The organism is Comamonadaceae bacterium OTU4NAUVB1 (assembly GCA_024372625.1).
Taxonomy (GTDB): domain Bacteria; phylum Pseudomonadota; class Gammaproteobacteria; order Burkholderiales; family Burkholderiaceae_C; genus Variovorax.
On sequence record CP099607.1, the window covers coordinates 129,539 to 155,633 of the forward strand.

Sequence of the window (26,095 nt, forward strand, 5' to 3'; positions counted from 1 at the left end):
GCGCGGCCGCGACGCCCGACGCCCGCCGTCAGCCCGGCCCGGCCGGTGCGGCGTGGCGGCAGACCCAGTCGACGATCCGTCGGGCCGCATCCTCCCGGCAGGCCGGGGCGCCGCTGCCCAGGAAGCCGTGGTGCTCCCCGGGATAGAGGATGAGTTCGGTCGGCGTGTCGCCCGCCCGCGCGAGGCTTACGAACAGTTCCTCCGACTGGCACTTGGGACAGCGTTCGTCCTCCTTGCCCTGCAGGAACAGGGTGGGCGTGCGCGATTGCTCGATGTGGTGCAGCGGCGACAGCGCCCGGGCGCGTCCGCGATCGAAGCGCGGGGCGGTGGCGAGGTAGTAGGGGTCGGCGTAGTAGCCGCCGTCCGACGTCCCGTAGTGGGTCTCGATGTTGCCCACCGGCGCCATCACCACGGCGGCCCGGAAACGGTCCGTGTGGCCGGTGGCCCAGGCGCTCAGGTAGCCGCCGTAGGACTTGCCCGAGCACGCCACCCGGTCGTCCGCGACGCCGTCGCGCTGCAGTCGCGCGATGGCGGCGAGGTGCTGCGGCAGGTCGTGCTCGCCCCAGTGGCCGGCCAGCCGCTGGCAGAACGCGCGGCCGTAGCTCGACGAGCCCACCGCGTTGAGCGCCAGCACCGACCAGCCGCGCGCGCACAGGACCTGCCAGAACACGTTGGTGTCGAAGTCGAGCAGGGCGTAGCTCGCCGGGCCACCGTGCATGTCGTCGAGCAGGGGGCCCGCGCCGGTGGCGCCGCGCTGGCGCAGCAGCCAGCCCTCGATCGTCTCGGTGGCGCCCTGGCCGTCGGGGACCTCGAAGGAACGGACCTCCGCCTCGATCGGCGTGCGGTCGCGCCACCAGGGGTTCAGGTCGCTGACCTGCACCTCGCCGCCGCCCTCGCGCGCCGACGCCCAGAGTTCGCTGGGCAGAGACGGGTGCGCGACGGCGTAGACGAAGTGCCGCTCGGTCAGCCCGAAGGCGCCGAGCTGCCGGTCGCCCGCGACCAGGACCTCGACGTCGCCGCTCGGCACGGCGATCGACACGATGTGGTGGCGGCCCCGCCAGGCGCGCGTGCACACGATGGCCGCGCCGTCGCGCGTCCACTGGACCGACAGCGGATCGGCGACATCGAACGACGCGTCGCCCATCATCCGCACCGCGCCGCTGGCGACGTCGACCAGCCACAGCTTGGGCTCCGCGTCGCCGTCCTGGGTGGCGCCGGTGAAGGCGATGAAGCGCCCGTCCGGCGACCAGACCGGCTGCATCACGATGGCGTGGTCGTGCGTCAGCCGGCGGTGTTCGCGGCCCTCGATGTCGCACACCCACAGGTCGGTGGCGTGCGCGAAGCGGCCCTCGCGCGAGCGTGAATAGGCGATCCGCCCGCCGTCGGCGGCGATGTCGAAGGCCATGACGTCGAACGCGCCCCGCGTGATCGCGACGTGGTCGCCGCACTGCGCGTCGAGCGAGAACAGATGGATCTGGCGCTGCAGGAGGTAGCCGATGCCGTCCTCCTTGTAGGGCAGCCGCCAGGCGATCTCGGGCGCGGAGACCTTGCGCTCGGGCACCGGCCCGGACGCCGGGGCGCCGCGCAGTTCCGGGTCCACCCGGACCGCCGCGCACACCACCAGCGAGCGGCCGTGCGGCGCCCACCGCAGCTGCGTCACCGATTCGTCGAAGCGGCCGAGCTGGCACGCCTCGCCGCCGTCGCGGCGCATCAGCCAGACCTGGGGCGAGGCGCCGTCCCGGCCCGACAGGAAGGCGAGCCGGTCGCCACTGGGCGACCAGCGCGGCGTGTCGTCCAGCCCCTGTTCCCGCGTCATGGGGCGGGGGGGCGAGCCGTCCAGGCCGAAGGCCCAGATCCGGGAGACGTAGCGGTCGTTCGCGCGATCGACCGAACGGACCGTGCAGGCGGCCAGGTCGAGGCCCGGCGCGCAGTGGATGTCGGTGATCTGGTGATGCAGGTGGAGGTCCTGCACGGTGAAGGGTTGCGGCATGGGAGCGACGGATGGCAAGGAAGGGAAATGGGCGACGGCGCGAAGCCGGTCCCGCGGCGTGCCCGAGGAGCAAACGGGATGCCGTGCGCGCGGCGCCGGCCCGGGCACGGGCGTTGCCACCACGGTGCGCATGCAAATCCTGGACACCGGTGGCCCCGAGGCCGACGCGCGCGTCGATGTCGCGATCGTGGGCGGCGGCCCGGGCGGCCTGACCGCCGCCCTCTACCTCGCGCGCTTTCGGCGCACGGTGGCGCTGATCGACGCCAACCAGAGCCGCGCCGCGAAGATCGCGCGCTCCCACAACGTCCCGGGCTTCCCCGAAGGCATCGCCGGCGCCACGCTGCTCGCGTCGCTGCGCAGCCAGCTGGCGCCCTACCCGGTGCGCACGGTGATGGCCACGGTGGAGCGCGTGGAACGCGAGGCGGACGGCTTCCGGGTGCGCTGGGGCAGCGGGGACGTGCGTGCGCGGCTGCTGCTGGCCACCGGCGTCACCGACATCGCCCCGGCCATGCCCCACCTGCTGGAGGCGCTGCGCACCGGCGCGTTGCGCTACTGCCCGGTGTGCGACGGCTACGAGGTCATCGACCGTGCCGTCGGCGTGTTCGCGGACGGCCCGGCCGGGGTGGCCGAGGCCGTCTACCTGCGGCATTTCTCCGCCGACGTCGTGCTGTTCATGGAAGGCGGCGCGCGGGCGCTCGCGCCGGCGGAGCGCGAGCGGCTGGCCCGGGCCAGCATCGCGTGTCCCGAGGAGCCCGTGCGCAGCATCCGCCACTGGAACGACCGCGTGACGGTGGTCCACGGCGAGCGCGAGACGCGCCGCGACGCGCTCTATTGCGCCCTGGGGGTGGACGTGCACGCGCACCTCGCCCGCGCGCTGGGCGCGACGACGCGCGAGGGCGGCTACGTGGCCGTGGACGCGCACCACGCGAGCGACGTCGACGGGCTCTACGCGATCGGCGACGTCGCCCAGGGACTCAACCAGATCGCCGTCGCCGCCGGCGGGGCCGCCGTCGCCGCCTCGGCGATGCACCGCCGCCTGGGCACGCGCGGCATGCCCGTGGCCCCCGCCGATCATCCCCGACCTGGAGCCGCGCCATGAGCGAAGCCGTCGAGCGCCGCGAGGCGAACGAGCCGAATGGGCCGAACGAACCGAGTGAGCCGAGTGGGCCGACCGAGCCCAGGCAGTGGAAGCTCACGCGCAACTGCGCGATGTCGCCACGCCGGCTGGGCCTGCAGGTCGGGGCGATCGCCTCGGTGATCGGCGCGGTCGGCGGCGGCTTCTGGTGGCTCGGCTATCCAGGGGTCGCGGTGTTCTGCGGGATCGAGGTGCTGTTCCTCGTCGGCGCCGTGCGGGTCTACGCGCAGCACGCCGTGGACGGCGAACGCATCCGGCTGGACCGCGACGCCCTGTGGATCGAATCCGTGAACGGCGGCGAGGTGCGCGCCTGCGCGCTGCACCCGGCCTGGGTGCGGCTGGAACACCGGGAGGGCTCGGCGCCGACGCTGCGCTGCGGCGGGATGCGCGTGCGGGTGGGCCGCCACGTCGGCGACGCGCAGCGCCGCCGGTTCGTGGCCGAGTGCGCCGAGGCGCTGGCCGCCATCCGCGCGGGCCGCCCCGGTGCCTGAGCGCGCCGGCATGCGGCTTGCCCGGCTCCGGTCGCCCTCCACTCGGTCAGGACCGTCATGAGCACCTCCACCCTCGATGCCCACGCCACCCCGCACGAAGAACCGCACGCGGTCCCGGTGGGCTGGCGCCGCTGGCTGCTCGCGACCAACCACAAGGACATCGGCACGCTCTACCTGCTGTTCAGCCTGACCATGCTGATGGTCGGCGGCGTGCTGGCCCTGGCGATCCGCGCCGAACTCTTCCGGCCCGGCCTGCAGATCCTCAACCCCGAGCTCTACAACCAGTTCGTGACCATGCACGGCCTGATCATGGTGTTCGGCGCGATCATGCCGGCCTTCGTGGGCTTCGCGAACTGGATGGTGCCGCTGGAGATCGGCGCTTCCGACATGGCCTTCGCCAGGATGAACAACTTCAGCTTCTGGCTGCTGCCGCCGGCGGCGATCCTGCTGGTGGCGCCGTTCTTCACGGCCGCCGGCTCGATCGGCGCGGGCTGGACGCTGTACCCGCCGCTGAGCCTGCAGATGGGCCCGGGCATGGACTTCGGCATCTTCGCCATCCACGTGATGGGGGCGAGTTCGATCATGGGCGCGATCAACATCATCGTCACCATCCTCAACATGCGCGCGCCCGGCATGACGCTGATGAAGATGCCCATGTTCTGCTGGTCGTGGCTGATCACCGCCTACCTGCTCATCGCGGTCATGCCGGTGCTCGCCGGCGCCGTCACGATGCTGCTGACCGACCGCCACTTCGGCACCACCTTCTTCGCGCCCTCGGGTGGCGGCGACCCGGTGCTGTTCCAGCACATCTTCTGGTTCTTCGGCCACCCGGAGGTCTACATCATGATCCTGCCGGCCTTCGGCATCGTGAGCCAGGTGGTGCCGGCGTTCTCGCGCAAGAAGCTCTTCGGCTACGCCTCCATGGTCTACGCGCTCGGCGCCATCGCGATCCTGTCGTTCATCGTGTGGGCGCACCACATGTTCACCACCGGCATGCCGGTGACGGGCCAGCTGTTCTTCATGTACACGACGATGCTGGTGGCGGTGCCCACGGCGGTGAAGGTCTTCAACTGGGTGGCCACGATGTGGCAGGGCTCGATCTCCATGGAGACGCCGATGCTGTGGGCGGCCGGCTTCATCTTCGTCTTCAGCATGGGCGGCTTCACCGGGCTGATCCTGGCGGTGGCGCCGATCGACATCCAGGTCCACGACACCCACTACGTGATCGCCCATTTCCACTACGTGCTGGTGGCGGGTTCGCTGTTCGCGATGTTCTCGGGGTTCTACTACTGGGTGCCGAAGTGGACCGGGGTGATGTACAGCGAGCGCCGTGGCCAGACGCACTTCTGGCTGTCGCTGGTGAGCTTCAACGTGGCGTTCTTCCCGCTCCACTTCCTGGGCCTGGCGGGCATGCCCCGGCGTTACGTGGACTATCCGATGCAGTTCGCGGATTTCAACGCCATCGCGAGCGCCGGGGCGTTCTTCTTCGGCTTCGCGCAGGCCTACTTCGTGCTCTTCGTGGTGGTGCCGGCGCTGCGCAAGCGGGGCGAGCCCGCGCCCGCCAAGCCCTGGGAGGGCGCCGAGGGACTCGAATGGGAGGTGCCTTCCCCCGCGCCCTTCCACACCTTCGAGACGCCGCCGCGCCTGGACGTCACGGCGACGCGCGTGATCGGCTGAGGCGGCCGGGCCGCGCGCGCGGCCTCAATGCAGCTTCAGGTCCGGCTGGCGGGTGCGGCCGAGCCAGTCGCCCAGCAGCCGGCGCAGGGCGCCGCGCCAGCCGTGGATGGCCAGTTCGTGCTGGCGGTAGAGGGCGGCGTAGACCAGCTTCGCGCTCAGCCCCTGGACGATGCGGTCGTGGCTGCGGCGCCCGAAGCGGGTCGTCAGGTTGCCGGCCGCCGCGCGGTCGCCCAGCGAGACGATCGCGCCCGCGCTCTCGAAATGGAAGTCCGGCGCGTCGGCCCCGCCGGGCCCGGCGCGCAGCGCCTCGGCCAGGTAGCGCGCCTGGGCCGACGCGACCTGCGCCGTGTAGGGCGCCGGGTGGCCGGTGGCGGGATCGACCCACTCGGCGCAGTCGCCGATGGCGTGGACGTCGGGCAGTCCCACGCACCGCAGCCGGCCGTCCACCCGCACCCGGCCCGAGCGGGTGATCGGCAGGACCGGGATGCGTTCGAAGACCCGCGGGCCACGGATCCCCGCCGTCCAGATGCGCAGGTCCGCATCGATGCGCCGGCCGCTGCGCAGGAGGACGCCGTGCGCGTCGATGCTCGCGACCCGGTCGCCCAGGACGATCTCCACGTTGCGCCGCTCGAGCGCCCGGGCGGCATGGGCGGAGACCTCGGGCGGGTTCGAACTCAGCAGGCGATCGGCGCCTTCGACGACCACGAGGCGGATGCGCGTGTCGTCCAGCGCCGGCTCGTGGACGCGCAGGGCGTCGATCGCATGGTGGATCTCGGCGCACAGCTCGACCCCGGTCGCGCCGCCGCCGACGACGACCACCGAGAGGCCCGCCTGCTGGCCGCGCGCCACCCGGAAGGCGCCCACCAGCAGCGCGTCGCGGATCCGCGTCGCCTGTTCGGGGTCGTTGAGGAAGTGGCAGTGGGCGCGCGCGCCGGGCGTGCCGAAATCGTTCTCCTCGCTGCCCAGCGCCAGCACCAGCCGGCCGTAGGGGATCGTCCGCGCCGGCAGCACGTCCTGGCCCTGGGGGCCGACGACCGGGCCCAGCGTGACGGTGCGGCCCACCGGATCGACCTGTTCGAGCGCGCCGATCTCGTAGCGGTAGCCGTGCGCGCTCGCGTGGCCGAGGAACGAACTCGCCGCGGCGGCCCGGCTCTGCATGGCGGTGGCGATCTCGTGCAGGCGGGGCTTCCACACGTGGTCCAGGACCCGGTCGACCAGCACCACGGGGGCCGGCGCGCCACCCCCGCGCCGGGCCTGGCGGGTCAGCCGGGTCACGAGTTCCAGCCCGGCGGCGCCGCCGCCGACGACCACGGTCGGCGCGAGCACGTCGTGGTGGCCGCGCGCCGTCTCCGGGACGGTCTCCACGGACGGCGGCGGGACGGCGGCGGTGCGCAGGAGCGAGGTTCTGGACATGGCGTGGTGCGGGGCAAGCGGCGTGCCCCCCGGCCGGCATCCGGCTTGCCGCGCGTCGCCCAGGAGGTTTCCCATGCACCCATTCTTCCGACGGCTCCTGCGGCGCGACGTCGACGGCCGGGGGATGACGGCGACGCAGGCCCGGCTGCTCGCGAACGTCCGGCTGACCGCGCTGGGCGTGGTCTACACGGGCGAGGACGTCGCGTCCCCGCCGGACCGCGAGCGCCGCCTCCGCCGGGACGCGACGACCGGTCGCGGCACGCCGGTTGCCCCGGACGACGCGCCATCCACTACCAGCGATCCGTCATGCGCGATCACCTCGTCTTCGTCCGGGCCGGCCGGCACTCCTTGCACCGCGAAATGATCGACGCCGACCCGGCGCGCAACTGGGACTGCTGCGTCAACGCCTGGGCGGGTCCGTCGCCGGCCGACCTGGCGGACCCCGGCGTCGAGATCTTCGAGGGCGGCGGCATCAACAAGTTCGAGGCCTTCATGGCCTATTCGGCGAGCCATCCCGAGGCGCGCGGGTACCGCCGGGTGCTGCTGCTCGACGACGACCTGCGCTTCCGGCCGGGCGACGTCTCCCGCTTCTTCGACCACTGCGAGCGCGACGCGCTGTTCCTGAGCCAGCCGGCCATCGCCTGGGGCAGCCATGCGAACCACCGGATCAATCTGTGGAATCCCATGTGCGTCGTGCGGCGGGTCAACTTCGTGGAGGTGATGGCCCCGTGCTTCTCGCGCGCGGCCCTGGACGAGCTGATGACCGAGACGTTCGGGCTGACGACCTGCACCTGGGGCATCGACTACGCCTGGTCGTCGCTGCTGCGCGACCGTGGCCGCCTCGCCGTCGTGGACGCCGTGGCGATGGCCCACACCAAGCCGATGGAAAGGAGCGGCGGCCCGTTCTACGAGATGCTTCGGCGCAGCGGGATCGACCCCGAGCAGGAGCTCGCCGCCGTCCACGCGCGCTACGCGCCCTGGGGCGAGATGGCGACGCTCGACGACGGCCATCGCCACCGGTGGCCGCTGCCCGCGCGGCTCAACCGGCGGGCGGTGGCGGCGTGGGAGGCGCGCAAGCCGGCGGCCCACCTGCGGCGCGGCGGCACGATCGTGCCGGCCCGCCCGGTGGGCGTGTTCGCGCCGCCGACGCGCGTGTTCGCCCCGGTGTGACCGCGCTAGACGGGCGCCGGCCCGGCGGGGCGCAGCAGCGCGACGATGCCGTGCAGGTCGGTGGCGATCGAATGGCACAGCGACCGCATCTCGTCCGTCGGCGCCAGCAGGTCCGGCACCATCACCACCGGCATGCCCGCGGCATGGGCCGCGCGCACGCCGTTGTGGGAATCCTCCAGCGCCAGGCAGCGCGCGGGCGGGACGCCGAGCCGCCGGGCCGCCAGCAGGAACAGGTCCGGAAAGGGTTTGCCGCGCGCGACGTCGTCGCGCGTGACGATCGCGTCGAAGCGCCCGGCGATGCCGGCCTTCTCCAGGTGGTGCAGCGCCTTGGCCCGCGACGAGGAGGTCGCCACGGCCCGGGGCAGGCCGGCCTGCTCCAGGTGCGCGAGCAGTGCCAGCGCTCCCGCCTTCAGCCGCAGCGCGCCGGCCGCGACGCGGGCCTCCAGCTGCCGCGCCACGTCGGCGAAGAACGCGTCGGCCGCGACCGAGGCGCCGTGGCGTTCCAGCAGCAGCGCGCGGCACGCGTCGACGGGCACCCCGATCAGCGAGGCGCAGAACGCCTCGTCCAGCGCGAGGCCCAGCCCGTCGCCGGCCCGGTGGAGGGCCTCGCGGGCCAGGGATTCCGTGTCCAGCAGCAGGCCGTCCATGTCGAAGACGACGGCATCGATGTCGGGGAGGCGCGTCATGACCCGGCCGGCCCCGCGAGGGACGGGCCCCGGTCCCAGAGTTCGCCGCCGACGCAGGCGGCCACCGCCCCGCGCACCGCGCGCTGCCGCAGCAGCCACACGGCGTAGACCAGCGCGGCGCGCAACGCGGCGTCGCGCGGCAGGTCGGTGCCGAAGACCTCGACGCGCGCGAGCAGGCGATCGACCAGACGCTGCGGGTCGTGCGCGACCGCGCGCACGTCCTGGCGCCAGCGCGCCGCGACCGGGTCCTCCAGCGCGAGCGCACGACCGTCCGCGCCGGCCCGCGACGCCGCGTCCGCCTCCGCCTCCGCGTCGGCGCAGCAGCACATCCAGGCGGCGACGGCCAGGGCGGTGCACGGGGCGGGGCGGCCCGCCCGGCGGTTCTCGCGCAGCGAGGCGATCAGCCGCGCGGGCAGCTTGGCCGTGCCCTCGCGCGTCACGCGCGCGAGCCGGTGGGCGATGGAATGGTTCTTCCAGCGCGCGAGGAGCTGGCGCGCGTAGGCGTCGATGTCGTGGTCGCTCGGGGGCAGGGTGGGCTTCTGTTCGTCGAGCATGAAGCGCAGGGCGAACGCGCTCAGGCCCGGCAATTCCATGGTCTCGGCGACGGTGGCGCACCCGCCCAGCAGCCCCAGGTAGCCGATGGCCAGGTGGCCGCCGTTGAGCAGGCGCAGCTTGGAGGCTTCCCACGGTGCAACGTCCTCCACGTACTCCGCGCCGGCGGCGTCCCAGCGGGGGCGCGGACCGTCGAAGCGCTCGATGACCCACTGGTGGAACGGCTCGGCCGCCACCGGCGCGGCGTCGAGGAGGCCCAGCGCCGCGCGCGCCCGCACCCGGTCGTCGGGCGAAGCCGACGGCACGATGCGGTCGACCATGGTGCAGGGGAACTGCACGTGCCGGGCGATCCAGGTCGCCAGCCGGTCGTCGCGCAGCGCGGCGTGGTCGATGCACAGCCCGCGCAGCATGCGGCCGTTGGCCGGGACGTTGTCGCAGGAGAGGACGACCGGCGGCGACAGGCCCGCGAGGCGGCGCCGCCGCAGGCCCTCCACCAGCACCCCGATCGCGCTGCGGGGATGCGGCCCCGCCAGGTCCTGGCGCACGGCCGCATCGTCGGTGTCCAGCCGGCCGGTGACCGGCGCCATGCAGTAGCCCGCCAGCGTCACGGTGAGCGTGACGACGCGGATCGCCGGGTCGGCCAGCGCGCGGGCCGGCGCGTCGGGCTGCGCCGGCGCGTGGACGACCCGCCGCAGCGTGCCCACCACCGTCGCGCGATCGGTCCGCGCGCCGCGTTCGAGCACGCTGAAGAGCCCGTCCTGGCGGCGCAGCGCGCGCACGGTGTCGGGCGTCCTCAGGCTGACGGCCGCGATGCCCCAGGCCGGCAGGCACGCGCCCCGCAGCATCCGGGAGACGCCGTGCTCGGCCTCGATGGCCTTCTGCGTGAGGAACGCCTGGTGCGCGCGGTGGAACGCGCCGCAACCCAGGTGCAGGATGCCGCAGCGCAGCGCCGCGGGGTCGAACGACGGCCTCGCCACGCGGGCGGGCAGGCCGTCCAGGGCGGCCATCGACAGGCGGGTGGCGGAGCGCCAAGGCGCATCGGGCGCGTCGGGCCCGTCGGCGCACGTGGCGGCGCCCGGCCCGGCCGGGGCGGTGGCGCCTACCGGGCGCACGACGGGCTTCCCGCGATCGGGTAGTCGCTCCAGCCGCCGCGCGGGCGCTGCGCGTCCAGCAGCCAGGGCAGCACCGCCGGGTTGGTCGGGAACAGGTAGCGCCACCCGTCGGCAAGTCTTGCCGCAAGCGCGTCGGACGCCAGGGGAACGGGTTGCCGGTCGGGCCCGATCAGCTCGAAGGTGGTGTGGACCTGGCCGCAGCCGTGGGTGGCCATGATGTGGTCGGACTCGGCGCGCACCCGGCGGCCGAGTTCGGCGTCCCGGAACTGGCCGACCGGGCGCGTGTGCAGCACCGGCGCGGCGTCGATGATGCCGATGTCGCGGTAGGCCAGCAGGTGGGGCCACAGCGAGTCCAGGCCCCAGCCCCAGCCGGTCGGGGTCAGATCGAGCGTGGGCAGCAGGGCCGCCAGCGCGCGCGTGCTGAAGCACGGCACCATGATCTCCACAAAGCCGGTGCGCCGGGCGAAACAGGCCTGGTTGCGCATGGTGTCGAAGTGGGCGTAGTACGAGGCTTCCTGCAGGGCGGGCGCGAACAGCGCGAACGACATCGCCCGGCCCAGGTCGAACAGGCGGTTGATGGTGTCCTGGCTGGCGAAGATGTCGTCGTCGGGCAGCCAGATCTGGTCGTAGTCGCGCCAGCCCTGCCAGTCGCTCAGCAGTTCGCGCAGGCCGGTCCATTTGGGGCCGGGACGCACCTCGCCCACCGTGATGTCCGCCGTGTCCTGCGGCGGCAGGGGCTGGTAGGGACACAGCATGAGGTCCCAGTTGCGGGGCTGGGCGGGCGTGAGCCAGGCCGGATGGAGCGAGCCGCGCCCGGCGCGGGCGATGACGAGGTTGGAACGTGGCACGGTGGGGTCGTCGGCCGGGTGGGCCGGGTGGAGTTGGAATCCTCCCTGCCGTGGCAAATCGGATGCCGGGTCCGCGCGCGGCGCGCAGGCCTCAGGCGGCCCGCACGAAATGCGCCTGCCGGGCGGCGTCCATGACGAGCGCCGGCTGGGTGTCCAGCAGGTCCATCGGTGCGCGATGTTGCAGCACGCATTGCGGTCGCACGAACCAGGCCGCGAGTTCCCAGCCGTCCATCACGTGGCCGAGCTGGGCCAGCGCCGGACGCACCGACTCGCGCAGGGACATGTCGGACGGCTCGAACTGGAACAGCGGCAGCCACGGCCCCGCGTGCCAGTCGAACGCGATGAGCGCGCGGCGGCGCAGGCAGTCGTCCAGCCAGGCCGCGCCGTCCGGCCTGCGGCGGGCCGCGCGCCCGGCCACCTCGCCGTGGCGGGCCAGTCCACCGCTGGGACGGCAGGCGTCGAGCAGTTCGGCGAACAGGTGGTCCGACGGCGCCACGCGCGCGGGCGGCGGCATCGGCGCTGGCGACGGCATGGCGGTGCGGACAGGGTGGAGGGCAGGGATGCGGGTCATGGCGCGGGCGGGGTGGGGGGCGGGTCGGGCCGGGTCGTTCGGCCCGGCCGGTCGAGCAAACCGGGTGCCGTGGCCGCGCCGCTCGCGCGGCATGCCGTTTGCCCCGCCACGGGGTCAGTCATCCACCGACGGAGCAGCCATGAGCAAGAAACAGGACTTCCTTCGCAGCGAACAATCCCGCGACCGGCATCCGGAACGCGACCAGGTCGGCAGCCCGGCCGCGGGGGCGCGCGCCACGCCACAGGACACGCAGGACACGCCGGCCGCGTCCCACGGCGGCAAGGTCGCCAACGCCCACAACCAGGTCGGCGACCAGGCGCCCACCCAGACCAACCAGGGCCGGCGCACCCCCGAGAGCCGCCATGACCGCCAGACCCTGGGGGCCGGTCCCCAGAACCAGGTGAGCGCGCGCAAGGGCGGCGGCGGCGCCGGCCGCACGCCGCGCGGCGCGGGCTGAACGGCCATGGCGCAGCGACCGCGCCGACCGCGCCGCGCCGCGCCCCGCTGCCGCCGGCACGCCGGCCGCGCCGGTGCGTGACGCCCTCCTGCCCGTTCCCGAGGTGTCCGCCGGGGCGCTCGCGGACGGCAAGCGCCTGCTGGTCTGGGACGCGGCCTGGGCGAGCGTGACCGGGGCGTGGTCGGGTGGCGTGGTGCTGGTGGCCTTCGCGCTCAGCCTGGGCGCCGATCCGATGACCATCGGCCTGCTGGCGGCGATCCCGTTCATGGCGCAGGCGGCGCAGCTGCCCACCACGCTGCTGGTCGAGCGGCTGCGCCGGCGCAAGCGCATCGGCGTGAGCACCCTCACCCTGGCGCGCGTGGTCATCCTGGCGCTGGGGTTCCTGCCCTTCCTGCCGGTGGACGCGCCGCGCGTGGGACTGCTGGTGGCGGGGCAGGCCGTGGTGGCCGTGCTGGGGTCGATGGCCGCGTGCGCGATCAACTCGTGGTTCCACCAGTTCCTGCCCGCCGCCAGCCTGGGGGCCTTCTTCGGGCGGCGGCTCCTGGTGGCGAGCGTGCTGGCCTGCGCCGCCACGCTGGCGGCCGGCCACCTGATCGACCACGCGCCGTTCGGCGACCCGCGCTTCGCCCATGCCGCGGCGTTCGCCGGCGCCGGCCTGGCGGGGCTGGCGAGTTCGTGGTGCCTGGCACGCACGCCGGAGCCGGCGATGGCCGCGGCCGAAGGTCCGGCGCCCACGTGGCGGGTCATGCTCGGCGAACCGCTGCGCGACCGGGAATTCCGCCCGCTGCTCGTCCTGCTGGCGGCCTGGAACCTGGCCAGCAACATCGCCGCGCCGTTCCTCACGGTGTACCTGCTGCGCCAGCTGGGCTACGGGCTGGCGACCGTGACCGGCCTGTGGGTGACCAGCCAGTTCGCCAACGCCGTGGCGCTCTACCTCTGGGGACGCCTGTCGGACCGGCTCTCCAACAAGGCCATCCTCGCGGTGGCGCTGCCGGCGTACTTCGCCGGCACGCTGGGGCTGGTGTTCGCCGCCGCGGTCGCGTCCGACCGCGTGCAACTGGCGCTCCTCGGCCTGCTCCACGTGGTCATGGGCGGGGCCTCGGGCGGCATCGCGCTGGCCACCGGCAACATCGGGCTCAAGCTGGCGCCGCAGGGCCGGGGCACGGCCTACCTGGCGGTGATCGGGCTGGTGTCGGCCCTCGCGGGCGGGGCCGCGCCGCTGATCGGCGGGGCGATCGCCCAGGCGCTCGCGCAGAGCGAGCTGTCGCTGATCGTGCGGTGGATGTCGCCGGTGCGGTCCGAGGACATGGTCGTCTTCGGCTTCGCGCACTGGGAGTTCCTGTTCGCGCTGTCGGCCCTGCTGGGCCTGTACGTCATGCACGCGCTGTCGCGCGTGCGCGAAGGCGCGGAGATCTCCGAGCGCGTGGTGATGCAGGAGCTGGCGCTGGAGGCGCTGCGCACGGTCAACCACCTGTCCTCCATCGGCGGCGTGATCGGCGGCGTGTTCTCCTTCGCGCGCGTCTCCCAGTGGCGGCGCGATGGCCGCCGCGCCCGCGACGACACCGCCGGCTGAGGCCGGCGACGGCCGCGCACGCAATATTCATAAAGAATTTAGCGATCGCGCCGATACTGGGGCACCACGATCGCGCCGTCCGGCGGCCGGGCAGAACCGACCAGAGAGAAAAATGACCCTGCTTTCCAATCGGGACCTGCTCCGGAGGGTGCCCCTGTTCACGTCGCTGGACGAAGCCCAGACCGACATCCTCGAGCGCGCGTTCACCAAGCGGAAGTTCGGCGGCAACGCGCTGATCTTCGAGCAGGGCCGGCAGTCCGACGCCTTCTTCGTCATCCTGGTCGGGCGCGCCCACGTCGTGACCAAGGACGAGCGCGGGCGCGAGGTGATCTTCGCCGTGCTGGAGCAGGGCGACTACTTCGGCGAGATGAGCCTGATCGACAGCGAGCCGCATTCGGCCAGCGTGAAGACGGTCGTGCCCACGGAGGTCCTGATGCTGGAGCGCAGCGCCTTCGAGGCCTGCCTGCCCGCGCCCCATTCCCTGCCGCACAGCCTGATGCTGAACCTGGTGCAGCGCCTGCGCGCGGCCGACCGGAAGATCGAATCCCTGGCGCTGCTCAACGCCCAGGAGCGCGTCGTCCAGTACCTGAAGGAGGTCGCGCGGCCGGACGAGGACGGCACCCCGGTCATCCGCGAGCGCATTTCCTCGAGCGACCTGGGCAAGAGCGTGGGCGCCTCGCGCGAGATGGTCACGCGCGTCATGAAGCGCCTGAAGGACCACGGCGTGATCGTCATGCGGCCGGACGGCTCCTGCGCGATCCCCTAGCCCGGCATCGGCGTCGGCGCCGCCATCGGCGCCACGGCGCTCAGGCCGGTGCGGCGCGGCCGGCGCCGGCGGGGTGCTCGCGCGCCATCTCCTCGCGCAGCAGGGCGACGATGCGCTGGGCGGCGGGCGACAGCCCCCGGTGGCGCGGACTGACCAGCCCGATGGGCCGCCGCAGCACCGGCGCGTGCAGGCCGCGCACGACCACGCCGGGGCGCTGCGCCACCCGCGCGGCGAGTTCCGGCAGGGCGCTGACGCCCAGGCCGGCGGCCACCATGGCGGCGATGGTCGCGAGGTGCTCGACCTCGTAGCGCGGCGTGAAGCGCAGCTTGTGCGAGAGCAGCGCCTCGTCCACGTATTGCCGCACGCTGGTGCCCGCGGGCATCGAGACGTGCGGCAGCGCCGCGACGTCGGCCCAGGCCAGCGCCGTGCGGCCGCGCGCCAGCGCATGGTCCGACGGCAGCAGCAGCACGAACGCATCGGCCGCCAGGGGCAGGTGGTCGAGGTCGGCGTAGGCCGGATTGGCCGCGGTCAGGGCGAAGTCGACGCGCCCGGCGCGCACCATCTCGAAGGCCGGGACCGACAGGCTGTCGACCAGTTCGAGCTGCACCCCGGGGTGGTCGGCCGCGAAGCGGGCGAACGCCGGCGGCACGATCGTCGCCGCCAGCGAGGGCAGCGCCGCCAGCGCCACGCGGCCCACTTCGGCGTCGACCACCGCGCGCACGCGGCGCAGCGCCTCCTGCATCTGGTGGCGCACGAAGCGCGCCTGCTCGGCGAAGACCAGGCCGGCGGCGGTGACCTGGACCGAGCGCGTGGTGCGGTCGAACAGGCGCGCGCCGACCATGGCCTCCAGGCGCGCCACGGTGCCCGAGACCGCCGGCTGCGACAGGTGCATCCGCAGCGCCGCGCGCCGGAAGCTCAGGGTGTCCACGACGGTCAGGAAGACGTCAAGTTCTTGCGCGGTCCAATTGATCTTCACAGCCGATCAGTCTATCGAAAGAATCGTCTGGACCTTGCAATCGCCGCTGCATAGACTGCGCGGCGACACGGGTCGCGTCGACCCGGCAGGAGACACGCAGCATGCAAGGTTCGGTGAACGCGCGGGATGCGCACGCGGTCGTCGTCGGCGGCGGCACCATGGGGGCCGACGTGGCCGTGGTGCTGGCGCGCGGCGGCGCCCGGGTCACGGTGGTCGAGCCCGAGGCGCGGCAGCGCGCGCGCCTCGCGCCGCACGCGCGCGGCGAGCTCGACGCCATCGGGCTCGGCCGGCGCGCCGAGCGCATCGCTGCCGTGGACCGGCTGGAGGCGGTGGACTGGCCGGACGTGGCGCTGGTGGTGGAGTGCATCACCGAGCAGCTCGCCCCCAAGCAGGCCCTGTTCGCCCGGCTGGTCGAGCTGGCGCCCGCCGACGCGGTGCTGGCCAGCAACAGTTCCAGCTTTCCGATCAGCGCCATCGGGGCCGGGCTGGCGTCGGCCGATCGCATGCTGGGCCTGCACTTTTTCATGCCGGCCCACCTCGTGCCGCTGGTGGAGGTGGTCCGCGGTCCCGGCAGCGACCCGGACCGCGCGGACTGGCTGGCGGCTTTCATGCGCGCCTGCGGCAGCGTGCCGGTGCTGGTGAGGAAGGACAAGCCGGGCTTCCTGGCCAACCGGCTGCAGCACGCGCTGGCGCGCGAGGCCTTCGCGCTGATCGACGAAGGCGTCGCGTCGCCGGAGGACGTGGACGCGGCCGTGCGCTTCGGCTTCGGGTTCCGCTTCCTGGCCGCCGGCCCGGTGCTGCAGCGCGACCACGCCGGCATCGAGGTGCATTGCGCCGCCGCCGCCACGATGTACCCGACCCTCTCGAACACGCCCGAGCCGGCGCTGGCATTGCGCGAGCGCGTGGCGCGGGGCGACCTGGGCATGAAGACCGGGCGCGGCTTCTTCGACTGGCCGGAGGACCGGCGGCGGGCCGAGCGCGCCCGCTACGACGCCCTGCTGCGCCAGGGCCTGGCCCTGCTCGCCCCCGAACTGCCGCCCATCGAGCGCGACGACGCGCCCGCCGACCCCGTCCAGCCACCTCCCACGGAACCCCGCCCATGACCGATCCGACGCCTTCCCCCCACGACGCCGGCGACCCCGGCGAGCCCGGCGACGCCCTGATCGTCACCGTCGCGCCCAACGGCGCCTACAAGATGCCCTCGGACCATGCCGGCGTGCCCATCACCGCCGAGGCCCTGGCGCGCACCGCCCGATCGTGCCTGGACGCCGGCGCCGCCATGCTCCACATGCACATCCGCGATGCCGACGGCCGCCACAGCCTGGACGCCGAGGGCTACCTGCAGGCGCTGGCGACGGTGCGCCGCGCGGTCGGCGACGAGATGGTGCTGCAGGTCACCAGCGAGGCGGCGGGCCGCTACCAGGCGGCCGAGCAGATCGCCATGGTGCGCGCCGTCCGGCCCGAGGCGGTGTCGGTCGGCCTGCGCGAGATCGACAAGCCCGACATCGGCGAGCGCGGCCTGCGGGACTTCTTCGGCTGGCTCGCGCGCGAGCGCGTGATGACGCAGGTGATCCTCTACGACGTGGCCGACGTGCGCCGCTGGCAGGCCCTGCGCACGGCGGAAGCGATCCCCGAGGCGCCGTGGTTCCTGCTCTTCGTGCTGGGCCGCTACACCACCGGGCAGACCTCCGACCCGCGCGACCTGCTGCCCTTCCTGGCCGCCCACGACGGCGCGCATCCGTGGGCGGTCTGCGCCTTCGGCGCGACCGAGAACGCCTGCGTCACGGCGGCGGCGGCCCTCGGCGGGCACGCCCGCGTGGGCTTCGAGAACAACCTGCGGCGCAAGGACGGCAGCCTGGCGCCGGACAACCGAGCGCTGGTCGCGCAGGTGGCCGACGCCGCCACCGCGCTCGGCCGTCCGCTGGCGACCGCCGACCAGGTGCGCCGTCGTTTCGGCGGCCGCTGAGGCCGACCCGCCGCCGCGCGCCCTTCCGGTTTTTTTGGAGACAAGCCTCATGAAAAGAAGAACGTTCCACCGCTGGCTCGCCGCCGCGGCCCTGCCGTCGGCCCTGTTCGCGGCGCCGCTCGCCGCGTCGGCGCAGCCGGCCGCCTTTCCGTCCCGGACTATCCGTTTCGTCGTGCCGTATCCGCCGGGCGGGCCGACCGACCTGATGGCGCGCATGCTGGCGCCGGAACTGCAGAAGCAGCTCGGCGTGACCGTGATCGTCGACAACAAGGGCGGAGCCGGCGGCAACCTGGGCAGCGCCGAGGTCGCGCGCCAGGCCCCCGCCGACGGCCACACGCTGCTGCTCGCGGCGAGCGGGCCGATGGCGGTCAACCCGTCGCTCTACCGCAGCATGCCGTTCGATCCCGCCAAGGACCTGACGCCGGTGGTCCAGCTCTCGGCCTTTCCCCTGGTGCTGGAGGTGCACCCCTCGGTGGGCGTGACCTCGGTCAAGGAATTCCTGGCCCTGGCCCGGGCGGGCAAGGTCACGCTGAGCTACGCCTCGGCGGGCAACGGCACGCCGCAGCACCTCGCCGGCGAACTCTTCAACACGCTCGCGCGGACGCAGATCAAGCACATCCCCTACCGGGGCGCGGGGCCGGCCCTCAACGACCTGCTGGGCGGCCAGGTCAACGTGATGTTCGACATCCTGGGCAGCTCGCTGCCCTACCTGCAGAGCGGCAAGCTGGTGCCGCTGGCCGTCACCTCGCCGCAGCGCAGCCCGACCCTGCCCCAGGTGCCGACGATGGCCGAGGCCGGCGTGGGCGGCTACGAGATCACCGCCTGGCACGGCATCGCCGTGCGCGCCGGCACGCCGGCGCCGGTGGTGGACCGGCTCAACGCCAGCGTGAACGCGGTCTTCCGCGACCCGGAGTTCCGCAAGCGCTGGGAGGCCATCGGCACGCCGGTGGTGGCCGGCACGGCGGCGGCCTTCGGCGACCTGGTCCAGCGCGATGCCGAGCGCCTGGGCCGGCTGGTCAAGGACGCCGGCGTGACGGTGGACTGACGCCGCCGAGCCGCCGAGCCGCCGAGCCGCCGCTCCGCAGGGCCCGCGCTCAGCCCCCGAGCACCTGCAGGTTGCCCGCGCCCGGCAGGACGCGCAGCGTGGTCGCGACCCGGGCGTCGTGGTCGCGGCTGAGCACGGTGCTCACCTCCACGTAGTCGCAGCGCGCCTCGCCCGGGGTGAGGGTCAGCACCAGGTAGCCGCGCTTGCTGGTCTGCGCGTAGCGCAGGTCGTCCACCATGCGCCGGAAGCCGTCGGCCAGCAGGTCGTTGGAGATCAGGGGCAGCAGGCGCTCGAAGCCGGGCGAGGACACCGACGGCGCGGCGAACTCGACGCCCACGCGCCGCCCGCCGGCGTCCGTCAGTTCGCCGGCCCAGGCGTTGTGCGTGTCGCCCGCAAGCGAGACGAGGTTCTTGCCCTGGTCGCGCGCCAGGGCCAGCACGGTCTCGCGCGCCGCCGGGTAGCCGTCCCAGGCGTCGAGGTTGTAGGGCGCCTTGGGCTGGGCGACGAGGGCCTTCTGGGCCTCGCTGCGCGCGGCCTCGGGCGTGGCCACCGCGAGCACGTAGGCGGCGAGCGTCTCGGCGGTGATCGCGCTGGCCAGGCTCAGCGGCACGGCCATGCGCGTCATGAGCACCTGCTGGCCCAGCACCTGCCACGTGCCCGCCGACGCCGCCATGCGCGCGGCCAGCCAGTCGACCTGCGCGGCGCCCAGCAGCTGGCGCGCGGGCGAGGCGGCCTCGCCGTCGAGGTACGCGTCCAGGTCGAGCTGCTTGTCGCGCCCGATCAGGCGGGTGTCGAGCATGTGCAGCGACGCCAGCGTGCCGATGTCGAAGGAGCGATAGATCCGCAGCGGGTTGGCGGGATCGGGCAGGCGCGTGGGCAGCCACTCGTGGTAGGCCTGCACGGCGGCGGCGCGGCGTGCCGCGAAGCTGCCTTCGGTCGCCTCGTCGTGGTTGCCGGCGCCACCGGCCCAGGCGTTGTCCGCCAGGTCGTGGTCGTCCCAGACCGCGATCACGGGCAGCCGAGCGTGCATCGCGCGCAGGTCGCGGTCGGTGCGGTACTGGGCGTGGCGCTGGCGGTAGTCCTGCAGCGTCAGGATCTCGCGCTCGGGCGTGGACACCCGGTCGAGCGCGATCGCCAACTGCGACGCATAGCCCAGCGGGCCGAATTCGTAGATGTAGTCGCCCAGGTGCAGCACCAGGTCGAGGTCGGTGCGCCGGGCGATGTCCGCGTAGACGTTGAAGTAGCCGCCCGGGAAGTTGGCGCACGACACCACGGCCAGCCGGGCCTGGGATACGCCGCCCACCGGCAGGGTCTTGGTGCGCCCGGTCGGGGACCGGTCGGCGCCCACGGCGAAGCGGTAGAAATAGACGCTGGCCGGCTGCAGGCCCGACACATCGACCTTCACGGTGTGGTCGCGCTCCGCGCCCGTGACGGTGGTGCCGCGCGCGACGACGACGCCGAAGGCCTCGTCGCTGCTCACCTCCCAGGCGACGTTGAGGCTGCCGGGCGCGGCGGACGTCACGCGGCTCCACAGGATGACCCGATCGGCCAGGGGATCGCCGCTGGCCACGCCGTGCCGGAAGGCGGTGTCCGGTCCCTCCGGGGGCCGGCCGGCCTCGCCGTCGCCGTCCGAGCCGCCGCCGCCGCAGGCCGACAGGCCCATCCCGCTGCCCGCGAACATCGCGAACAGGACCGCGCCGCGCATCAGCGAGCGTCGCGTGCCGCCCGTGGCGGCGGCCGCCGCGTCCGGTGGCGCGTCGGGAAGGCTGGAAGGGCGGGGGTGGCGGTGGTGCGGGTCGTCGCTGGCGGGCATGGGGCGCTTCGGTGGGGTGAGGGGCAATGCGGGCCGGCCCATCGTCGATCGGCCGGCCGGCGCGCGGAACCCCGAGGGTCGAGCAAAACGCGTGGTTCCGCTCCCCCGCGCCCCGGTCGCGGAGGGCGCGCGCGTGACCGAATGCGCATTCCGGGCGTCCGGCCCGCCGGCCTCAGCGCGCGCGCATCTCCTTGCGGTAGGCGTTCGCGAGGTTCATCACCTGCGACACCTCCTCGGCGAACTCGGAGACGACGGCGTTGCGCGACGCGGTGCGGCCGTCGGCCAGCGCGCTCGCGGCTTCCACGCAGTTCCTGATCATCTTGCGGCCCGCCTCGTCCAGGGTCGCGTCGGTTTCCGGCAGGCCCGGATGGGCGGCCGCGATGGCATAGGCCACCAGCTGCCTGAGGGCCACGAGGCGGACTTCCTGGGATATCTCCAGATCGGCATGATCCATGTGTTCTTCCATGCAACGCGATGGCTGTGTTGTTGTTCGGTGGAAAGGCGGTGGATTGGACCTCGGATCCGGCCGGCATGCCTGCCGCCCGGCGACACGACGCGCGGGACGCCGACGCCGACGCCGACCGACCGGGGCGGAACCCCGGCCGGGCGGACGTGACCACCGACTCACCCGGCTGTAGGCGAGGCCTTACGGCTTATCCATCCGCCGGCCCTCCGCGATGTCGGAGAAGGTCGCGCCCTTTCGGCAGTCCAGGGGCACAAGGTGCGATTTCCATCAACCACAAGGAGACCTCCAAATGTCCGATTTGACCAACGATCATGGCGTGAAGAAGACCGGCGACGGCACGGCCACGGGCGTGGGCGCCGCCCTGGGCGGCGCGGTGGGCGGCGTCGCGGGCGGCGCGGCCGCCGGCGCGGCGATCGGCGGGATGACGGGTCCCGTCGGCGCGCTCGTCGGGGCGGCCGTCGGGGTCGTCGCGGGGGCGCTCGCGGGCAAGTCCGCGGCCGCCGACCCGGTGGCCGAGGACGCGTACTGGAAGGACAACTACGCGAGCCGGTCCTATGTCGGAAGCGGGTCCAACTACGACGACTACGGTCCGGCCTACGGCTATGGCGTCAACGCCTTCTCGCGCCATCCCGACCGCAAGTTCGACGACGTCGAATCCGACCTGGGCCGCGACTGGCACCAGTCCAGGGGCACGTCCTCGCTCGACTGGGACCGTGCCAAGCACGCGAGCCGCGATGCCTGGAACCGGCTGAGCGACAAGGTCGAGCGCGCCGTCCCCGGGGATTCGGACCGCGACGGCAAGTAGGCCCGTCCGATCCCCTCGAAAAGAACGGCCCCGGGTGGGCCGTTTTTTCATGGGCGCTACCTCGGGCGCCCGGGTCGGGACGCTCAGGCCGTTGCCGTTGCCGTTGCCGTTGCCGGTATCGCGTCCGCGGCCCACGGCGCCCGGGCGAAATGGTCGGCCAGGAACGCGATCAGGGCCTGCACCCGCGCCGGCTTGGCCCGTCCGGGCGGCGTGACCAGGTGCAGCGCGATGCTCGGAGCCTCCCAGTCCGCCAGGGTGCATTGCACGCGACCCTCGCGCAGGTCGTCCCAGGCCAGGAATTCCGGCTGCATGGCCAGACCCAGGCCGGCCCGCAGGGCGGGCACCAGCGCCTCCGCGTTGTTGATCTGCAGGGCGGCCGGCACCACCTGCGAGAAGTCGCCGTGGACGCGATGGTGGAAGCGCCAGGCGTCGCCCACGCGCGCGTGCGTGTAGCGCAGCGCCCGGTGCCGGGCCAGATCGCGCGGGTGGGCGGGGTGGCCATGCCGCTCGAAATAGTCGGGCGCGCCCACCAGCAGCAGGCGCACGGTGCGCGTCTTCGCGCAGGTGACGGGCTTCACGCCGCGCCGCTGGCAACGCACCGCCACCGGTTGAGGCGACGGGGCGATCCGATGTCCCGACGCCACCGGGATCGCCGCGCGGCTCGCCTTCGCATGGGCAGCGGCGGCGCGAGGCATCGGACTACACAGGACCGGATTCTTTGGTTCTAGGTTGAATTCACCACAAAAAGGAGACCCACCATGGAACGCCTGATTTCGATGTCCTCCCTCCTGGCCGCGACCGCCTGCCTCGTCGCGGGCTGCTCGATGATGCCGGGGGGAAATTCCACCCCCACCAGCCCCGCCACGTCGGCGTCGACCCGGGAGCAGTGCCGCCAGCAGAGCGCCATGATCGGCACGACCCACATGCGTCGCAACGACGCGACGGCGCGCCGCGACATCGACTGCGCGACCATGATGCCGAACTGAGGCCCACCACCATCGGCGGGCCGGCCGCGCGGCTCAGAGGAATGTCATCAGGCAGATGGCATAGGAAGCGTAGAGAAGACTCGCGGAATGTCGCCACAGGAAAGCCAGCATGGTTGCGTTCGTTCGGAATGGATGAAAGGGACGGCGCCGTGGTCGGCCGTGGGCGCTGCGCGCCGTGGCCGGAGTGGCGCGGTGGCCCGGGACGGCGCGATTCTGGGAGGCCGGGACGCTGAAAGATCGGGCGCGGAATGGAAGAACCGCCGCCCGCGTGAACTAAGTCGGTGAAGCCGCGGATTTGCCTCGTCGGCTGCCGTGTCGACGTTGTGCGTGGGCGTCCTAAAACGGGGGGATGACGCGTCGGAAACGTCATGAAAGTAGTTGCAACTTCATGCAATTTGAAGTTACATTGAGTACTTAAGAACTCACGAATTTCAGACGGGTGGGGGCAGCGGAAACCGGGTGGTCGGCTCCGACCGGGTGACGAGGCGACGATTCGCCAGGGTCGCCCGGTCGCCAGGACCGCACCGCGTTCGTCATGCCTTCCGTGCGTCGCGGTTCGAGGTTCGAGTCCCTCCACTTTTTGTTCCGACCGAGAGCCTTCCCAATGACCGCAACCCGCCCATCCGCCACGGCGCAGCCGTCCAAACGCTACCTCGTCATCGGCCGCGTGGGCGGCAAGTCGCTGCACCGGGCGTGGACCGAGGACACCTCGTGCACGAGGACGTGGGACCTGCAGCTCAACGCCTACGGCGACACGGCCGCGCAGATCGCCGATGCGGACCTGCCCACCGTGGTCGACCAGGGAACCAAGTGGGACAGCCTCGCGCGCCACTTCCGCGCCCACCCCGAGCTCCTGGAGCGCTACGACTACGTCATGCTGCCCGACGACGACCTGCTGATGGACGCGCGCGGCATCAACCGCATCTTCGAGATGGCCGTGGCCCACGACCTCACCATCGCGCAGCCGGCCATGTCCATGGACAGCTTCGTGTCCTATCCGGTGCTCATGCAGTGCCCGGGCTTCAGCCTGCGCTACACCAACCACCTCGAGTGCATGTCCCCGTGCATCAAGACGTCCTACATGAAGACGCTGCTGCCGATCATCGAGAAGTACGTCTGCGGCTGGGGCGCCGACCACATCTGGGCGCTGCTGATGGCCGAGCCGGCCTACAAGGCGGCCGTGCTCGACGAGGTGACCATGACGCACACGCGCGCCTTCTACACCGGCACCCTGTACGACAGCTTCGCCAAGCAGGGCGTCAACCCCTTCGACGAGGTCAAGGTGGTGACGGCGCTGTTCGAGAACTTCCCCAAGCGCACGGTGGTCTACGGCGGCATCTCCACGAGCGGCCGCCACGTGGGCAGCGTCGAGACGCAGTTGCGCAACAGCGCCCACCTGATCGCGACGGCCTGCCGGACCAAGACGCCCTTCAAGATCTTCCGCAAGGGCGTGGGCCAGCTGCTCCAGGCCTTCACCGAGGCCACCCACCGCCCGTCCCAGCTGCGGCTGAAGTCCCGGGCGACGAGCCTGCCCCAGGCCGTGGACACGAACGTGATCGACCTGGCGACCTGAGGGATGCGGCCCGGCGCTGGAGCGACCGGGCGTCGGGCGATGCCGCACGAGCGGGGACCTCGCGACCGGCGGCTCAGCCGATCCTGAAGGCGAATTCCCGCGACCCGTCCTCCGTGCGCAGCACGGCGGTGTCGGGATCGAGGACGAGCGGCTGGCGGGTCGCCGCCAAGAAGAACCGGTCGCCCCCCGTCTGCACCACGGCGCCGCGCCAGGTCCGCGTCACGTGCCGGGTGCTTTCGACCAGGACGGCATGCACCTCGCCCCTCGCGTCGACGACGTCGAGGCGATTGCGCGACCAGTGGACCCGTTCCCGGCCCGCCGCGCGCGCCGCGGCGGACCCGCTTCCGTCTCCGTCTTCGTCCTCGTGGGCGTCGGCGTTTCCATCGAGCCGTTTCTTGCCGTACATCACCGGGCTCCCGGCGAGGGTTCGTCGATCGGGCCGGCGCGCATCCCGTCGGCCCCGCTGCCGCGACCGCCCGCCGCGTCGAGCCGCCGCTCGTCGCGCGCGCGACGCACGCCGAGACCGAAGGACCGGACTCGGGCGAAGTGCCTGCCCGGGGGGCGGCCATCGACCGCGGGGCGGAAGCCGATCGCCAGGATCGAGCCGTCCGGCGAGGCCGCGGCGCTCATGAACCGGCGTTCGACGTGCTGGTGGGCCAGGGCGGCCAGCAGCACGGACGCCACCACGCCGATCGATCCCAACAGCGCGAAGCCGGGCGCCGACAGCGCGGTGACGTCCAGCAGCAGCGCATGGCACAGGCCGAACACCACGAACAGCACGGTCATGTGCAGCAGGTAGAGGCTGTAGCTCATGTGGCCCAGGGCGGTCACGGCGCGGCCGGTCAGAAGCCGCGGGCGGAGGAGGCAGAGCGAGAAGAACAGGACGGCGATGTGCAGCCCCTGGGCGACCTTCTGGGTCGCCAGGTCGTCCCAGTTCAGGGCCATCGACGCCACTGACCCCACCGTCAGGAAGGCGAGGGGCGCGCGCAGGACGCGGGCGAAGGCGACCTTCGGCAGGCGCGTGGCCGCCGCGCCGACGATGAAATACAGCCAGATGCCCGCGCCGAGCAGCGGCACCAGCAGCAGGGTGAAGACCAGCAGCGAGAGCGGCCCGTTGAGGTGGCCGAAGCGCCGCAGCGCGAACAGCAGCGGCAGCACGGCGTAGAACCGCCACTCGATGGCCAGCGTCCAGTTGACGCCCAGCAGCCGCCCCATGTCGAAACCCTGCACGTCCGGCAGGACGAAGATGCCGAAGGACATCAGGTGCGGCAGCGCCACCAGGGCCGAACCGAGGTAGTCCGGACCGGCGTCGACCATCACGGCGGCCACGGCCAGCGCGGCGAGCACGGCGACGAGGTACGCCGGGAGCAGGCGCCGTATGCGGCGCACGAAGAAGTCGGTCCAGTCGACGTCGCGCGAGCCGAGGATCTTGTTGGCGAACAGGTGGCCGGTGATGCAGAAGAACAGCTGCACGCCGACCACGCCGAGGTAGTTGGCCATGCGGGTGGCGTCGGGGTCGATCGTCGGCGCGAGCTGGAGGTGGTTGGCGACGACCAGGGGCACGTGGTTCAGCAGCACCAGCGATGCCGCCAGACCGCGCAGGCCGTCGATCCAGGCGGTGGGCGGTGGACCCCCGGCCGCCAGCGCCGGCCATCGGCGCGCGAGAAGGCCCGTGCACGTCAGCGCGACGAGCAGGAAGCAAGCGGCCATCGAGGCCACCGTGGTCAACGGAAAAAGGGTGTTCGTCACGGTCGTTCCACCTGGACTGAAACTGGGAATGCATCGAGCGGCGGCGGCGGCGAGACGCTGGAACATCCGCAGTGGTGCACACCGGGGTGTCGCGAGATCGGACGATGACGGGCTCGAAAGTGCCGCGGAGGACGTGGGCGCGCGCGCCGGGTCTCCGGACCACGCCGGCCGCGGATGCGGGTCGACGTGGCGCGAGGCGCGGTCCGGCGAAGGGCCGGGCGGCCTCCTGAAGCAGCAGGGGACGAAACGGGCCGGACGAGCACCGGCGCATCGGT

26 protein-coding genes are annotated in these 26,095 nt (G+C 73.1%); 14 read left to right on the forward strand and 12 right to left on the reverse strand.

The features are described from left to right. Positions 1-28 precede the first annotated feature (28 nt). Entirely contained in the window at positions 29-1,990 is a 1,962-nt protein-coding gene (locus NF681_20275; GenBank protein UST56319.1) for a S9 family peptidase, read from the reverse strand. A 130-nt stretch (positions 1,991-2,120) separates the two neighbouring features. On the opposite strand from NF681_20275, the gene NF681_20280 reads away from it, so the two are divergent. Genes NF681_20280 through ctaD form a run of 3 tightly spaced genes read left to right on the forward strand, consistent with a single transcriptional unit; the run spans position 2,121 to position 5,293 of the window. Next, positions 2,121-3,089 carry an NAD(P)/FAD-dependent oxidoreductase gene (locus NF681_20280; protein ID UST56320.1) on the forward strand — a complete coding sequence of 323 codons (969 nt, stop codon included), beginning with the start codon at positions 2,121-2,123 and terminating at the stop codon, positions 3,087-3,089. Then, positions 3,086-3,616 carry a DUF2244 domain-containing protein gene (locus NF681_20285; protein ID UST56321.1) on the forward strand — a complete coding sequence of 177 codons (531 nt, stop codon included), beginning with the start codon at positions 3,086-3,088 and terminating at the stop codon, positions 3,614-3,616. The genes NF681_20280 and NF681_20285 overlap by 4 nt, the downstream gene beginning before the upstream one ends. 57 nt (positions 3,617-3,673) lie before the next feature. After that, positions 3,674-5,293: a cytochrome c oxidase subunit I gene (gene ctaD / locus NF681_20290; GenBank protein UST56322.1), complete on the forward strand. Its 1,620-nt coding sequence runs from the start codon at positions 3,674-3,676 to the stop codon at positions 5,291-5,293. 24 nt (positions 5,294-5,317) lie between these two features. On the opposite strand, the gene NF681_20295 is transcribed toward ctaD, so the two are convergent. Then, positions 5,318-6,706, reverse strand: coding sequence for an FAD-dependent oxidoreductase (locus NF681_20295; protein UST56323.1), 1,389 nt, complete (start codon positions 6,704-6,706; stop codon positions 5,318-5,320). A 73-nt stretch (positions 6,707-6,779) separates the two neighbouring features. On the opposite strand from NF681_20295, the gene NF681_20300 reads away from it, so the two are divergent. After that, positions 6,780-7,070, forward strand: coding sequence for a hypothetical protein (locus tag NF681_20300; protein UST56324.1), 291 nt, complete (start codon positions 6,780-6,782; stop codon positions 7,068-7,070). After that, complete coding sequence (locus tag NF681_20305; protein UST56325.1) at positions 7,067-7,876, forward strand: hypothetical protein; 810 nt, start codon at positions 7,067-7,069, stop codon at positions 7,874-7,876. The genes NF681_20300 and NF681_20305 overlap by 4 nt, the downstream gene beginning before the upstream one ends. 5 nt (positions 7,877-7,881) lie before the next feature. Here NF681_20305 and NF681_20310 read toward each other — a convergent pair whose 3' ends face one another. The 4 genes from NF681_20310 to NF681_20325 all read right to left on the reverse strand — a co-directional run bounded on the left by NF681_20310 (position 7,882) and on the right by NF681_20325 (position 11,645). Continuing rightward, on the reverse strand, positions 7,882-8,562 hold the full coding sequence (locus NF681_20310) for an HAD family phosphatase (GenBank protein ID UST56326.1): 681 nt from the start codon (positions 8,560-8,562) through the stop codon (positions 7,882-7,884). After that, positions 8,559-10,226 carry a mannitol dehydrogenase family protein gene (locus NF681_20315; GenBank protein UST56327.1) on the reverse strand — a complete coding sequence of 556 codons (1,668 nt, stop codon included), beginning with the start codon at positions 10,224-10,226 and terminating at the stop codon, positions 8,559-8,561. Before NF681_20315 ends, NF681_20310 begins: the two co-directional genes overlap by 4 nt. Further along, positions 10,214-11,074 (reverse strand): hypothetical protein, encoded by an 861-nt coding sequence (locus tag NF681_20320; protein ID UST56328.1) that lies wholly within the window; start codon positions 11,072-11,074, stop codon positions 10,214-10,216. The genes NF681_20315 and NF681_20320 overlap by 13 nt, the downstream gene beginning before the upstream one ends. Positions 11,075-11,165: 91 nt before the next feature. Then, a complete protein-coding gene (locus NF681_20325; GenBank protein ID UST56329.1) occupies positions 11,166-11,645 on the reverse strand; it encodes a hypothetical protein in 480 nt (159 codons plus the stop codon). A 139-nt stretch (positions 11,646-11,784) separates the two neighbouring features. On the opposite strand from NF681_20325, the gene NF681_20330 reads away from it, so the two are divergent. The 3 genes from NF681_20330 to NF681_20340 all read left to right on the forward strand — a co-directional run bounded on the left by NF681_20330 (position 11,785) and on the right by NF681_20340 (position 14,441). Then, positions 11,785-12,102, forward strand: coding sequence for a hypothetical protein (locus NF681_20330; GenBank protein UST56330.1), 318 nt, complete (start codon positions 11,785-11,787; stop codon positions 12,100-12,102). A gap of 73 nt (positions 12,103-12,175) precedes the next feature. Next, positions 12,176-13,675: an MFS transporter gene (locus NF681_20335; GenBank protein UST56331.1), complete on the forward strand. Its 1,500-nt coding sequence runs from the start codon at positions 12,176-12,178 to the stop codon at positions 13,673-13,675. 112 nt (positions 13,676-13,787) lie between these two features. Next, the gene (locus NF681_20340; protein ID UST56332.1) at positions 13,788-14,441 is read left to right on the forward strand and encodes a Crp/Fnr family transcriptional regulator; all 654 of its coding nucleotides are present in this window, start codon (positions 13,788-13,790) and stop codon (positions 14,439-14,441) included. 40 nt (positions 14,442-14,481) lie between these two features. On the opposite strand, the gene NF681_20345 is transcribed toward NF681_20340, so the two are convergent. Next, on the reverse strand, positions 14,482-15,417 hold the full coding sequence (locus NF681_20345; GenBank protein UST56333.1) for a LysR family transcriptional regulator: 936 nt from the start codon (positions 15,415-15,417) through the stop codon (positions 14,482-14,484). 101 nt (positions 15,418-15,518) lie between these two features. Here NF681_20345 and NF681_20350 point away from each other — a divergent pair, with 101 nt between their 5' ends. Genes NF681_20350 through NF681_20360 form a run of 3 tightly spaced genes read left to right on the forward strand, consistent with a single transcriptional unit; the run spans position 15,519 to position 18,428 of the window. After that, on the forward strand, positions 15,519-16,520 hold the full coding sequence (locus NF681_20350; protein UST56334.1) for a 3-hydroxyacyl-CoA dehydrogenase NAD-binding domain-containing protein: 1,002 nt from the start codon (positions 15,519-15,521) through the stop codon (positions 16,518-16,520). Continuing rightward, positions 16,517-17,383, forward strand: a complete 867-nt coding sequence (locus NF681_20355; GenBank protein UST56335.1) for a 3-keto-5-aminohexanoate cleavage protein — start codon at positions 16,517-16,519, stop codon at positions 17,381-17,383. Before NF681_20350 ends, NF681_20355 begins: the two co-directional genes overlap by 4 nt. Positions 17,384-17,432: 49 nt before the next feature. Beyond that, entirely contained in the window at positions 17,433-18,428 is a 996-nt protein-coding gene (locus NF681_20360) for a tripartite tricarboxylate transporter substrate binding protein (GenBank protein UST56336.1), read from the forward strand. A gap of 49 nt (positions 18,429-18,477) precedes the next feature. On the opposite strand, the gene NF681_20365 is transcribed toward NF681_20360, so the two are convergent. Continuing rightward, positions 18,478-20,241: an alkaline phosphatase D family protein gene (locus NF681_20365; protein ID UST56337.1), complete on the reverse strand. Its 1,764-nt coding sequence runs from the start codon at positions 20,239-20,241 to the stop codon at positions 18,478-18,480. Positions 20,242-20,413: 172 nt separating this feature from the next. Then, positions 20,414-20,695 (reverse strand): hypothetical protein, encoded by a 282-nt coding sequence (locus tag NF681_20370; protein UST56338.1) that lies wholly within the window; start codon positions 20,693-20,695, stop codon positions 20,414-20,416. 301 nt (positions 20,696-20,996) lie between these two features. On the opposite strand from NF681_20370, the gene NF681_20375 reads away from it, so the two are divergent. Continuing rightward, on the forward strand, positions 20,997-21,512 hold the full coding sequence (locus NF681_20375) for a hypothetical protein (protein UST56339.1): 516 nt from the start codon (positions 20,997-20,999) through the stop codon (positions 21,510-21,512). Between the two features lie 83 nt (positions 21,513-21,595). On the opposite strand, the gene NF681_20380 is transcribed toward NF681_20375, so the two are convergent. After that, complete coding sequence (locus NF681_20380) at positions 21,596-22,090, reverse strand: substrate binding domain-containing protein (protein ID UST56340.1); 495 nt, start codon at positions 22,088-22,090, stop codon at positions 21,596-21,598. 180 nt (positions 22,091-22,270) lie between these two features. Between NF681_20380 and NF681_20385 the strand changes: the two genes are divergently transcribed. Beyond that, on the forward strand, positions 22,271-22,498 hold the full coding sequence (locus tag NF681_20385; GenBank protein ID UST56341.1) for a hypothetical protein: 228 nt from the start codon (positions 22,271-22,273) through the stop codon (positions 22,496-22,498). Between the two features lie 604 nt (positions 22,499-23,102). Continuing rightward, the gene (locus NF681_20390; GenBank protein ID UST56342.1) at positions 23,103-24,071 is read left to right on the forward strand and encodes a DUF707 domain-containing protein; all 969 of its coding nucleotides are present in this window, start codon (positions 23,103-23,105) and stop codon (positions 24,069-24,071) included. 73 nt (positions 24,072-24,144) lie between these two features. Here NF681_20390 and NF681_20395 read toward each other — a convergent pair whose 3' ends face one another. Together NF681_20395 and NF681_20400 are read right to left on the reverse strand one after the other, a co-directional pair. Next, the gene (locus tag NF681_20395) at positions 24,145-24,477 is read right to left on the reverse strand and encodes a hypothetical protein (protein UST56343.1); all 333 of its coding nucleotides are present in this window, start codon (positions 24,475-24,477) and stop codon (positions 24,145-24,147) included. Beyond that, on the reverse strand, positions 24,477-25,820 hold the full coding sequence (locus NF681_20400) for an acyltransferase (protein ID UST56344.1): 1,344 nt from the start codon (positions 25,818-25,820) through the stop codon (positions 24,477-24,479). Before NF681_20400 ends, NF681_20395 begins: the two co-directional genes overlap by 1 nt. Positions 25,821-26,095 lie beyond the last annotated feature (275 nt).